Consider the following 12,875-nt stretch of genomic DNA (forward strand, 5'->3'; position numbering starts at 1 on the left):
CGTGACGGCCAATATGGTTGGCCTTTTGCTTTTGTAAATTTTCATTTACGACAAGCAAATGTTCGATTCATCGAGGTTGAAGGGTAGCTGTAAAAATTGTGATAATCATGCCCTTTTAAATGTCTTAAGCGCAATTGGGGCACATTGGGCAGCTAATTCGATTCAGTTGAATCGTCTCGGGGGCGATGGCAGTTCTGCAATTTGCAGAGCAGTTGAATTGGGCATTCCGTTTTGCGTGTGTTGTGGCTCACGTGTAGGACAGCGACAGGATGAATAACTGGTGATGTTGGACTATTTGAGATTTTCTGAAGTTAAGGTTCTCTGCATTGGCGATGTAATGCTGGACTGCTTTATTTCCGGCGATGTCGGCCGCATTTCCCCGGAAGGCCCGGTCCCGGTTATGTGCGCGCGATCAGAGGAATATTTTGCCGGTGGCGCAGCTAACGTTGCGCGCAACATATCTTCTCTTGGAGCAAGTTGTACATTGCTGGGAGCGGTGGGCAAAGACAACAATGGCAGCAAACTGCTTGAATTGCTGAACAATGTTCATGGCGTTTCTGCGCCCTTCGTGACATTGGATGAGCGCCCGACAACTATCAAGACGCGTTTCCTCGGTCACGGCCAGCAAATGTTGCGCGTTGATTTTGAGGATGCCTCTCCGATTTCCCACGAGGAAGAGGATCGTGTCATCTCCACTGCGCTTTCCTTGATCTCATCTCACAGCGTTGTCATTTTGTCGGACTATGCCAAAGGTCTGTTAAGCGAAAGGGTTGTGAAAGCAATTATTGCTGCGTGCCGGACTGAGGGAAAACCGGTCATTATCGATCCAAAAACGTCTGATTTTACCCGCTATGCAGGTTCCGCGATTGTAACACCCAATCAAAAGGAAACGCAGGCCGTAACGGGTGTATGGCCGGATACCGATGAGGAAGCTGAATTGGCTGGCGAGTTGATCTTGTCGCGCTTCGACATCGAGGCGGTCCTCATAACGCGAGCGGAAAAAGGGATGACCCTTGTTGAGCGAGGCCATCCGCCTTTCCATATTCGCACGGAAGCTAAAGAAGTGTTCGATGTCGTTGGTGCCGGCGACACGGTAATTGCGACGCTCGCCGTTGGCCTGGGCTCCCAAACTTCACGTGCCGATGCAGCACGGATTGCAAATGCAGCTGCTGGCATCGTGGTTGGTAAAAAAGGCACGGCAACTGTTTCTGCTGCCGAACTCCGAGATGCCTTGTCTCACGACACCTCGTCGGGGGAAGTCAGCCCTTCGGACAAGCTTTTTGACAGGCAAGATGTCCAGGCGCTGGCAGAGGATTGGCGGGGCGATAATCTGAAGGTCGGCTTTACGAACGGTTGCTTCGATATCCTTCACGTTGGCCACATCAGGCTTTTGCAGTTTGCGAGGGATAATTGCGATCGTCTGATCGTTGGCGTTAATGCAGATAGCTCGGTAAAGCGGCTTAAAGGTCCATCGAGACCGATAAATACCGAACTGGATCGCGCCGAACTTCTGGGCGCATTGGCTTTCGTCGACGCGGTGGTGGTGTTTGACGAAGACACACCGCTTGAACTCATCAAGACGATACGCCCCAATGTGCTGGTTAAGGGGGCGGACTATACGATCGACAACATTGTTGGTGCGGATGTCGTGATGGCGGATGGCGGCAAGGTCGTTACATTCGAAATAGTGCCCGGAAAAAGCACGACGGCGACGATTGCGCGCAGTAAAAAAGAGGCAGTTTGATGTATATTGTAACCGGAGCTGCTGGATTTATCGGGTCCAACATTGTCGCTGATTTGGAGGCGGCGGGTCTTGGGCCGATTACCGTCGTTGACTGGTTTGGCCGTGGCGATAAATGGCGCAATCTCGCAAAGCGTAACATCGCAGCTTATGTGTCGCCCGAAGGACTGCCCGACTATCTTCGCAGCATTAAAGTGGATGTCAAAGCCGTCATACATATGGGCGCGATTTCCGCCACCACGGAAGCTGATGTAGACAGACTTATCGAGCTGAACATCAACTATTCTGTAATGTTGTGGGACTGGTGTGCTGAGCATGGCGTTCCTTTTATTTACGCGTCTTCCGCTGCGACCTATGGCGGCATCGAGGAGGGGTTTGATGACGACGAGGCTGCATCGGCACGCGCCTCTCTTGCACCGCTGAATGCCTATGGCTGGAGCAAAAAGACGACCGATGATATTTTCATCGAACGTGTTGCGCGTGGTGAGAATGCCCCTCCGCAGTGGGCTGGCCTAAAATTTTTCAATGTTTACGGGCCAAATGAATATCATAAGGATGATATGCGCAGTGTCGCCTGCAAACTCTTTGACGTCGTGCAGGCCACCAACGAGGTATCCCTGTTCAAGTCTTATCGACCTGATATCGAACATGGAGAACAGCGTCGGGATTTCGTATATGTGAAAGATTGCACATCGTTCATCTTGTGGCTTTTGAACAATCAGAAATATAGCGGGATCTTTAATTGTGGATCTGGCAAGGCACGATCTTTTGCAGACATCGTTCATGTCATGGGCGATCTTCTCGGCAAGAAGCTGAATATTAATTTCATTGAAATGCCGGAGGCGATCCGCGGTAAATATCAGTACTTTACCGAGGCAAATATGTCGAAAGTCGCGTCAATCGGATATAACGGCCCCCAATCATCGCTTGAAGAAGGGCTTGACGATTACATCAATTCGTATCTAAGCCGCGAAGACAGATATCGCTAGCAGTAGGCATAATTGATGCGAAAAGACTGTATGCGCTCACATAAAGCTGGATTGAACACCCTCAAAATCGCAACCGCTGAATGGCGTCCTTCGAAAACGGATTCGGATAGCTATCACTCATGTCAGCCAAACCAGTCTGGTTAAGGATAATTCTTGATGACACAGCCGGGCTTCGAATCCGCTCAGAATGAGTATCTGAAACTCAAAAAATGGCTTTTCGAAGCGGCGCTTCCACTATGGTCCTCGGTTGGGCGAGATGATGTGAGTGGTGGCTTTTTCGAAAAAATCGATAGAAGCGGCGCTGCCGTTGAAGTGGCGAGAAGAACGAGGGTCGTTTGCCGTCAGATCTATAGCTTTTCTGCGGCTAAGAGAATGGGTTGGGCCGGCGATGCTGAAGGGGTGGTTCAGCACGGATGGGACTTTCTTCAACAGCACTGTTTTAATGCGGACGGTTCCCTGATTACCACGGTCGATTTGGCGAGTGGGGTCAGGAATACGTCATTCGATCTATATGACCATGCCTTTGCGTTGTTCGGTCTGAGCTATGCTGCTGACACGCTTGAAAACGAGGACACCATTGCCGAAGCCGCGCTGCACTGTCTTGAGGCGATGATCGCGGGTTGGAAGCATCCGGCCTCAGGTTTTGAAGAGGCCGTGCCGCCTATCGTGCCTCTGCGTTCCAATCCGCATATGCATCTCTTTGAGGCGTTTCTTGCATGGTTGGAAAATCCTTCGGTAAAAAAGCCTGAACGCTGGCTGTCGTGCCTCAATGAAATAGGCGAATTGTGCCTGTCGGCATTTATCTCGCCTGAAAACGGGGCTCTCCGTGAATATTATAATCACGACTGGTCGGTAATGCAGCACCACACCCTGGCGCCAATCGAGCCGGGGCACCAATTCGAATGGGCATGGTTGCTCACGCGATGGGGTAAGATGGTAGGGCGGAAAGACGCTCTTATCGCTGCGCGCAAACTCGTGGAGATTGGCGAAAAAGGTGTCGATGAATCCCGTGGTCTTGCGCGCAATGGTCTGAATTTTGATCTGACACTCAACGACAAAGCATTTCGTCTGTGGCCACAGACTGAGCGAATCAAAGCTTGGCTTATGATGGCCGAGACGGCGATAACTCTCGAAGATAGAGAAGTGGCATACGCAAAGGTTGCTGAGGCGGCCGGTGCATTGCAGGGTTTTTTCAAGGGAGTTCTACCCGGCCTTTGGGTGGATCGTTTTCACGAAGATGGTACCGCAGTCGAGGAGCATGCGCCCGCGTCGTCTCTTTATCATATCGTCTGCGCTGTCGAAGAAATGCACAGATTGCTGCAGCCTTATATCGAAAGCGTACCCGCGCTTTTTTTAGATCGAGATGGCGTGATTATCGAAGACACGGGATATCCAGGTAAGATTGAGGACGTCCGACTTATCCCTGGGGCAGCGGAAGTTCTAAGTTCTTTCAGAGACCGGGGATATCGGGTATTTGTCGTAACAAACCAGTCTGGCATCGGTCGCGGTTATTACGATGATCTCGACTATATCATTTTGCGGGCTCATATTGGGAAGTTGCTTCACGAACAAGGCGCATCTATTGACGATGAACGCCTCTGTCCTTTCCACGAGAATGCCACGATCGAAAAATACCGGGGTGATCACTATTGGAGAAAACCCTCTCCGGGAATGATAGAAGATATCATCATGCGATGGAACGTGAATCGGGAGCGCAGCGTTCTCATCGGCGACAAGGTGTCGGATGTTGAGGCTGCTGTTGCAGCCGGTATTCAAGGCGCGTTGTTCTCCGGAAAAAACTTGTTTGATTTTGTTTCAAGCAAAAAACTCTAACGTCTTGGTTGTGATGTTATGGAAAGTACGCGGTTGCTCAACTTGAACGGCACTGAATTCTCGAACTACCAAGACGCTTACGCGAAATGGAGGGAAACACAGACCTCTGCCGGCACTCACTATTTGCCAATCTTCCAAGCCGTCGAAGCGAACAAAAGCGGATTGTGCACTGTCTGCGTTGATGGCGTGGATGGCGTGGAGTTTTCTGGGATAAATCCCCAGATGTGGTCGCTTGTATCGGGTGGGGGAAGCTCATCCGAGAAGGCGGAAACTTCTCCAGCGACGCTGCAGTTCGACATATTTTTTAAGCGCTCGTCGACACTCGATAGCCTCGAAAACATCCACAAGTGCGTGAGCGATGTCGAGCGCAGTCTTTTGCCAAACGGTTTGTTGATATTTGAACTGAAATTAGATCGACAAACTGCTGGAAGCGACATAGACGAAGCGCTGCATCGCTGGCGCTATGTTCTAGACACGTTCAACTTACGTATTCTAGCAAAAATATTGATGCCTTATTCTGGCGGCAACGATGGGCACGCGAAGCCTGAAGGCCGTATATCCGGCTCAACTTACTTAACGATCGTTGTCTGTCGTGACTTCGACGTCGAGAACTCTTTTATCAGAGAAGTTAGAAGAGCAATCGACGACATTCGGGCCGTAACGCAATCCGAGAATTTGCAGTTCACTATCGGGTCGCCCCAAGCCACGGATGGGGCCAAGATGGCAGATCACGATCTCTCGGACATCTGGCAGATGCATTATACATTGCAGGCCCAAGCAAGCACGGCGGAAGCGATGATAGCGTCTCTGTCCGAAACCGCTGTTTCCGCAAAGGACGCGTCTCGCCGCCTTTTGAAAACTGAGCGGCGTGTTCTGGCGCTCAGAAAACAGACATCCCTATTTTTACCGATTACCTATCCATGGTCTCTTTTCGCCGGTCTGGTGCTGTCGCTAATAAAAAAAGCTAAGGCAAAACGAAAAAAAAAACATATAAGTCAGGCGCCTGATTTAGAGCCTCTTCGTTCTCCTTCGGCGCCTGAAAATGGCGTTGTGGTCGAGAATAGAACTACCTATGGGCTAACCCCTTTTGGTCAAAAACCTAAGATACTTATTCTGAAGCTTGATCATATAGGTGATTTCTTTCTGTCGCTTCCCGCCGTCGATGTGCTGAAAAGAGCGTGGCCTGATGCGGAGGTCACGTTGGTCTGTTCGCCGACGAATGGTGATCTGGCCAGGGCAAGCGGCTATTTCGATTCAGTAATCGAATATAAATTCTCTGCGGAACTCTCGCAGGATGTTCAGAAAGCCCAACTTGAAAACTACGCGAACATAAAAAGGCTAGTACCAGATCGCTACGATTTGGCTATCGATCTGAGGCATGACCCGGATACAAGGCCGCTTCTGATGTTTATTCAGGCCGCCGTAAAGGCAGGCTTTCAGGGCTTTGACAAACATTTCATGCCCCTCAATATTTCATTGCCGCCGATGGAGGTTCCCCGCGGACTATATCAAAACGCGCATAACATCCATCGTCTCATGTTGCTGAGTAGCCATGTCGTCAACACTTTAAAGGGATTTGACAGCTCCGACGCGACCTCTGCATTGATAGCGAGTGGAAGCTTCAATAATCCCTTCGTCGGCTCTCGATATGTGGTCATTGCTCCCGGCGGAGGGACATTGGCCAAGAAATGGGCTCCTTCGAAGTTTGCGGAGCTTGCGCGCAGGCTTGTATCGGAAGACGATTTAAAGATAGTCGTTGTCGGTGGTAACGCGGAATCTGAATATCGCGATGCGATATTTAACGCGATCCCAGAGGGCATGGGGTTGGATTTGATCGCCAATCTCCCCTTAGTGGACCTTGCTTCGGTCATCTCCAATGCGCAGATTTTTGTCGGCACAGATACCGGTGCCACCCATCTTGCGGCGTTAATAGGCGTACCAACTGTTGTCGTGTTCAGCGGTGTTGCCGATCACAATATATGGCAACCAATGGGAAGGTCTGTTGCGATCGTCAGAAAACCGCTAGCCTGCTCGCCCTGCCATATAGCGCGCATCGAAGATTGTGTTGCCGCTCACAAATGCATGACTGGAATATCTGTCGACGTGGTCATTGATACGATTAGAAACACATTGTCGGCGCATGATGCCGAATGATTGCTACTAGTGTGTAAGGAAGTTTGTTTGCAGTGTCACGGTCGGTCTCATAGTGACTTGCCTTCAATGTACACGAACATATAGAGATTCTGGCGTCACGAATTCGCAAGCCAATGCGTGTCGAGGCTGAACTGTGTTGTTGCGAGATGGAAGGTGCCTCCTGTGATCGAAAAAGGTTTCTATTATGAGTTTGAAAACAGGCACAGGGGCAGTCGAAGCGAAATTCGTGGACGTCTGGAAATCTACAATCAGACCATCGAGCTTTTAGAGCTGGAGCTACTCCCCAGGAATGCGATTGATTATGGATGCGGGCGTGGCGAGTGGCTACGTTTGCTGTCCGAGCGCTCCTGGCAGGTTTTGGGCGTCGACTCGAACGACGATATGCTTTCTCCTGCTCAGGCGGATGGTTTAACTGTCGAGGTTGGTGATTGTCTTAGCCATATTGCGAGCCAGCCAGACAATAGTGTGACTTTGATAACCGGGTTTCACATCGTGGAACACCTCCCGCCAGATGTCCTGCACGACTTTGTCAAGCATGCGCATCGCGTAGTGCGGCCCGGTGGCCTCGTGATCTTCGAGACTCCTAATCCTGAAAACATACTTGTCGGTTCGAACCGCTTTTACTCGGATCCAACCCATGTTCACCCGTTGCCTCCTAAGTATCTCGAATTTGTCGTCGAGTTCTATGGCTTCTCCGAGGCAACATGTATCGGCATAAACCAGCCGAATCTCCGTTATCAAACAGGGTCAGCAGCCGCATTCTTGGAAATGATGGAACTCTTCCCCGATTATGCTGTGCTCGGGCGCAAGCCCAAGGAGGGCGCGACCTCGACCGGGTTTCTGGAGTTTGTACGCAAAACATATCCAGACAGTAATCCATATAGTTATCGGGTCATCGACGATTTCATAGATAAAACCCATCGGAATGAGATGGAATTGGCTGATCTGAAAACGCACAATGAACAGAATAGAGACGAGATTGAGCGTCTGAAGGCAGAAGTGAGGTTTTTCCGGGAGAAACTGGAACGACGTGGTCTGTCGGCCATGTGGGATCGCTTGAAAAAGAAAATCCGGTCTCAGCGATAGGCTTCAGTTACATCGGAGACATATCTGTAATCGATAGGTTTCTGGAAATTGTCAGTTTCGAAACCAGGCCGCGCCTGGCGCAAGCAAAATCGGCCTAGTTCTCTCATGGGACGTTGGTTTAGGGTCTTAAAATATGAACATCAGCAGGCTTCGAACCTCAATCCTGAAGAGATGGCGGAAAGTCTTCAACGCCGGTGACAATACAGCCCTTTCGGACGTTAATCTAAAAGAAATTGCCGAATGGATAAGGCAAGCAAATGAAAACGCGTTCATAAATAAAGAGCTTTCAGCTATTTATTACGAAGATATGCTTTGCGAAGCTCTACTTCGCAGGTATGGCGAGAAATTTGTTGCCAAACATAACGCTCACGTTTTTTCCCAGACTTATGAAGATTCTGCGATCGCTGAAATTTTTGCCAGAATAGGTGTGAAGCATAAAACGTTCATAGAATTGGGTACTGAGAACGGCAATCAAAATACGACCAGGTTTCTGCTCGAAATGGGGTGGCGAGGTGTGTGGATCGAAGGAAGCTCCCGTCACGTGGCTGAGATTAGAGAGAAATTTGCCAATGAGATTAGAGACGGACGGCTTATTGTTAAGCAAGCGTTTGTCGCCGCTGAAAACATATCGGGGATTCTGGAAGGCACTGGCATAGGCGCAGAAGTCGATTTTATGAGCGTCGATATCGATCAAAATACCTCTCACGTATGGAAAGCGATACCGATTAGCGCCCGAGCTGCATGTATTGAGTACAATGCGCACATCCACCCAAGTATCGAATACGAAGTGCCTTATGATCCAAATTCGCTTTGGGATGGAACCAACCTATTTGGCGGCTCCTTAAAGACTATGGAGTTGATTGGTCGCAGCAAGGCCATGTCGCTTGTCGGGTGCGACATTATCGGAGTGAATGCCTATTTTGTTTCAGATGATTGTCTGGAGGACAAGTTTTTGTCTCCGTACACGGCAGAGTTTCACTATCAGCCACCACGCTATCGTTTCGCCCGCGGAAACCGTGGCAACCCCCACGCATTACGCTGATATCTACCTTTAGTACGGCCAGTTCCTTCAATCTTGACGTGTTTTACCCATTGCTGGATGCGGTGTGTTACGCGGCTACGGGAGATAATAGGGGACTTGTAAGCTTGTTCTCATATCCAACGTCCTTTATGAGCCTGATATCGTGGCAGCCCTTGCCGGATAAAATGCTCGATCGAGAGGACAGTGAGTGAGAGAGTCCGAGAGATATCAGTTCATAGACGTTCTTCGCGGCATCGCGGTTCTTCTTGTTTTGATAATTCACATTTCCGAGCTTTATGTCGGCTTCGCGCAACAGGGCAAGGCCGGAGGCAGATGGATCGCAGAAATCGCGCATCAGTTCGATTTCGGTCGGATGGGTGTTACGATCTTCTTTATAATAAGTGGATTCGTGATACCAGGTAGCTTGTCGGGAGGAAGATTTGACGGGAGCGTGAAATTTTTATTGTCTCGATTTTTCAGGCTATTTCCGCTCTTTTGGCTCTCGTTGCTCTTCGCCCTCATCGCCCAGCAATGGGCATCCGGCAAGTATCCTAGTACGACAGATATCTTTCTCAACGCGACAATGGTGCCGGATCTTTTCTCCGTTGAGCCTATAAACGGAGCCTACTGGACTCTCGCTGTCGAGCTGGTTTTCTATGGAATGTGCTTGGCGCTTTTCCTGTTGAAGGGCGTAAAGAACCCCAACGTCTTGGCGCTGCTTGCGCTTGTCCTGACGGCTACTTTCATAGATCGTGAATATCTTCATAAATTTCAAATGTTTGAAGGCAAGCTCGGCGAATATCCCATGCTGTTGGGCTTCATGTTCTGGGGCGCCTTGGCGCGTGCTCGTTTTGAAAAGCAGGGGCTACAAAGATTTGCAGAGCTTGCCTACTGGATCGTAGCAATTGGATGGCTATTTGTGTTCCCAATGGCAGGCTTCAATGAAGCCTACGTCAGAACGCACGCTGAGCCAGATATGGTGCCCCGTTTATATGGCTCTTATTTTGCAGCCTTCGCCGTATTTTTCTTTTCCATTCATTTCTTCAAAATTAAATCGGCGTTTTTGTCATTTACCGGCAGAATTAGTTATTCCATATATTTGATGCATGGCCCCGTCATGTATGCGGGGATCTATTACCTTGATAATTATGGTCAATCACTGCGTGGAAAGATTTCGGTATATCTCTCACTTTTGGTGGTAAGTCTGGCGGCATTCTTATTGTCTTACTGTACTTATATCTGGATAGAGAAGCCATCCCAGCGCCTTGGCAAAGGAATATACAATCGTATAGAAAATCGTTACATGAAAAAACTACAGATTGGGCATCATATTGGCTCAAAGAGCATGTGACTATTCTTAGGAAATTTGGATGATATTGATGCTCAGGGGTAGCATACTGACCTGGATCCGAATTTCATATTTTTCGTACGCGCAGGCACGCCGACCATAGTCGTCAGCCAGGTTTCCACCATGTTGTTGCGGTCAGTTGCTGATCGGAGACCATCCTTGGCCTGGATTGTGCAGATAGAGAAAGACCATCATCGTCGACGGTCTTTCTGTCTATGCATTTACGGCGACTGATCCTCAGCGAAGAAGCGTTTGCGCCAGGCCATGTTTCTTGTAAATCATACTCGCTATCAAAGCTTGGGCGATGCGATCATCAGCGTTATTCACGTCCTTGCGAAAGAAGACGGCATCGCCCCATATCAGTCTCTCGCGCTTGGCGGTCTTGAACGGCACCGATGTGTACTCGTATCTATTCAAGTGCGAAAAGTCGATAAATTCAAATCCTGCTTCTGAAAGGATATGATCTATATCCCGGAAAAATGCCGTCTCGTGATACATGGGGCCAAAAAAAACTTCGCAGTGCACGACGTTGGTTTTCTGCAATACATCTTTTGCGCCCGACAGTGCGCGACCCTCGAAGCCCTGTATGTCGAATTTTAAAAAGTCGATGTGTGGCTCTCCAGCTAAAGCTTCATCTAGAGTGGAAGTTTTAACAACGTCAGTCGATACAACACGCATGTCGCCTATATCATCAAAATCTGCGTTGAACTTCAGATTGAGATCAAGCAGGGAAGAGCTGCCATCGTCATTAACAGTATGGAACAGCGCTTCTTTGCCATCCCCGATAAACGCTTCAATCAAAACTAGTCTGGGGTCTGGTTCTGCTGCTGCCCGTTCCTCTATGCGGTGCTTTTGTGGCTCGAAACCGATGGCACGCCAATCGAGAGTACCTTTTGTCAATGGCGCGTAGATGTGATCCTCTGTTGCAAGCAAACGGGCGCCGACATCCACAATAGTCAATCGTCGACGCTGTCTTTGAGAAATTTGCAAAGGATCGACTTCCTCTGCTCGCATTTTTGCTTTGTATTCGTCGCCTGCGAGAATGCTTTCGACAATATTCTTCAAGTCCTCCCCTGACTCCAAACGGTTGGAAAAATGATCCAGCCCGCTTTCGTCCGCGTCCCTATGTAAGAGCGTTTTATAAATCCAATTTACATATTCTTTATTCGACCATTCACTCATTTCAGTTTCTTTCGTACGGCCCGTCGACAGGAGCGGAGTTACAAAGTTAATTTCTTACAGATTTTTATCCAACACATTTTTGAGACTATTCGAATGCTCTAATCTCGTGGAGGGCATCCATTTTGACGCAGTGCTGCTGCTGATGGCCTCTGAGCACGCGTTGCCAGATGACGTCGTGCGTTTATTGCATGGCTGCGCTGCATTAAAGCCTATTTAATATGCGGCAAAACCGGGTATCTTGTTTTCATCGAAGCGATGCACCTCCTCCCGCAAAGCTTCGGATTGAGATGACCCTATCCTCCTCCCAAGGGTTGTCTTGTGAACAATGGCACTCCTCCTCCCAGCCGTTGTTCGAAATTTCGGAAAGCCTGCCGCACCTCCTCCCGCGGCGGGCTTTTTCGTTTTCGGGACAGGGGCATCACAGGCCAAGCGCGAGCTGCGCTTCCTCTTCACTCTCTTCGGTGCTCAGCGAGGAAAGGGTAATCCCCAACAGCCTTACCGGACGTTTGAATGGAAAGACGGAGGCAAGCAGGGTCTCTGACATCTCCTGGATCGTTGCGAGGTCAGACACGGCTCCCGACACTGTTTTGCTTCGTGTAGCCTGGCTGAAATCCGAATATTTGATTTTCACGGTCACCGTCTTTCCCGTGATGTCGTGGGCCTCGCAATAACGCCAGACTTTCTGAGCCAAAGGGCCAAGCTCCGCCTTCGCCAAGTCGAGATCGTCGATATCCTCGACGAATGTGTCTTCTGCGCCAACAGACTTACGGATGCGATCGGGCTTGACCTGCCGTTCATCCATACCGCGGGCGATGTTGTAGAAATAAGGGCCGGACTTTCCGAAATGCTGTTGCAGAAAACCGAGTGATTTCGACTTGAGATCGAGCCCTGTTTCGATGCCGTGCTTTTTCATCCGCTCGGCCGTGGCGGGTCCTACGCCATGAAATTTCTTGACGGCCAAGGCTTCAACAAAGCCAGGCCCATTCTTCGGCGTGATGACGGCCTGGCCATTCGGTTTGTTCAGGTCGCTTGCCATCTTGGCCAGAAACTTGTTGTAGGAGATGCCGGCAGATGCATTGAGGCTGGTGACCGCCTTGATCTTTGCGCGGATCTCCAGCGCAATTTCGGTGGCGATCTCCATGCCTTTCAGGTTTTCGGTGACATCGAGATAGGCTTCGTCGAGCGATAGCGGCTCGATCAGCGGGGTATATTCGGCAAATATCTCGCGTATCTGTTGCGACACCTGCCGGTAGACCTCGAAGCGTGGCGGTACGAAGATCAGGTCCGGGCATTTCCGTTTGGCAGTGACGGACGGCATGGCGGAATGCACGCCGAAGGTTCTCGCCTCGTAACTTGCCGCAGCCACCACGCCTCGTGCGGCCGATCCGCCGACGGCGACCGGCATGCCGCGAAGTGCGGGGTTGTCGCGTTGCTCCACCGATGCATAAAAGGCATCCATGTCGATATGGATGATCTTTCGAACAGCCGTGTTATCCATCGTTCCAGCCTGTACGATCTTCC

9 protein-coding genes are annotated in these 12,875 nt (G+C 49.9%); 7 read left to right on the forward strand and 2 right to left on the reverse strand.

Translation table 11 applies throughout. From position 1 onward, the window contains the following. Positions 1 to 283 precede the first annotated feature (283 nt). From rfaE1 to ACQZ5Y_RS20205, 7 genes are all read left to right on the forward strand, one after another. Positions 284 to 1,744 carry a D-glycero-beta-D-manno-heptose-7-phosphate kinase gene (gene rfaE1 / locus ACQZ5Y_RS20175; RefSeq protein ID WP_025594985.1) on the forward strand — a complete coding sequence of 487 codons (1,461 nt, stop codon included), beginning with the start codon at positions 284 to 286 and terminating at the stop codon, positions 1,742 to 1,744. Then, the gene (rfaD, locus tag ACQZ5Y_RS20180) at positions 1,744 to 2,730 is read left to right on the forward strand and encodes an ADP-glyceromanno-heptose 6-epimerase (RefSeq protein WP_019566637.1); all 987 of its coding nucleotides are present in this window, start codon (positions 1,744 to 1,746) and stop codon (positions 2,728 to 2,730) included. Before rfaE1 ends, rfaD begins: the two co-directional genes overlap by 1 nt. A 156-nt stretch (positions 2,731 to 2,886) precedes the next feature. Further along, the gene (locus tag ACQZ5Y_RS20185; RefSeq protein WP_174051110.1) at positions 2,887 to 4,563 is read left to right on the forward strand and encodes an HAD-IIIA family hydrolase; all 1,677 of its coding nucleotides are present in this window, start codon (positions 2,887 to 2,889) and stop codon (positions 4,561 to 4,563) included. A 42-nt stretch (positions 4,564 to 4,605) separates the two neighbouring features. After that, a complete protein-coding gene (locus ACQZ5Y_RS20190) occupies positions 4,606 to 6,717 on the forward strand; it encodes a glycosyltransferase family 9 protein (protein WP_174051111.1) in 2,112 nt (703 codons plus the stop codon). Positions 6,718 to 6,879: 162 nt separating this feature from the next. After that, positions 6,880 to 7,803: a class I SAM-dependent methyltransferase gene (locus tag ACQZ5Y_RS20195; RefSeq protein ID WP_051365531.1), complete on the forward strand. Its 924-nt coding sequence runs from the start codon at positions 6,880 to 6,882 to the stop codon at positions 7,801 to 7,803. 133 nt (positions 7,804 to 7,936) lie between these two features. Further along, entirely contained in the window at positions 7,937 to 8,845 is a 909-nt protein-coding gene (locus ACQZ5Y_RS20200) for a hypothetical protein (RefSeq protein WP_174051112.1), read from the forward strand. A 187-nt stretch (positions 8,846 to 9,032) separates the two neighbouring features. Further along, complete coding sequence (locus tag ACQZ5Y_RS20205) at positions 9,033 to 10,175, forward strand: acyltransferase family protein (RefSeq protein WP_174051113.1); 1,143 nt, start codon at positions 9,033 to 9,035, stop codon at positions 10,173 to 10,175. Between the two features lie 234 nt (positions 10,176 to 10,409). On the opposite strand, the gene ACQZ5Y_RS20210 is transcribed toward ACQZ5Y_RS20205, so the two are convergent. Both ACQZ5Y_RS20210 and dinB read right to left on the reverse strand, forming a co-directional pair. After that, the gene (locus ACQZ5Y_RS20210; protein ID WP_065663333.1) at positions 10,410 to 11,354 is read right to left on the reverse strand and encodes an FkbM family methyltransferase; all 945 of its coding nucleotides are present in this window, start codon (positions 11,352 to 11,354) and stop codon (positions 10,410 to 10,412) included. A 418-nt stretch (positions 11,355 to 11,772) separates the two neighbouring features. Beyond that, the gene (gene dinB / locus ACQZ5Y_RS20215; RefSeq protein ID WP_174051114.1) at positions 11,773 to 12,852 is read right to left on the reverse strand and encodes a DNA polymerase IV; all 1,080 of its coding nucleotides are present in this window, start codon (positions 12,850 to 12,852) and stop codon (positions 11,773 to 11,775) included. Positions 12,853 to 12,875 lie beyond the last annotated feature (23 nt).

It is taken from the genome of Agrobacterium sp. A3-95, assembly GCF_053521785.1.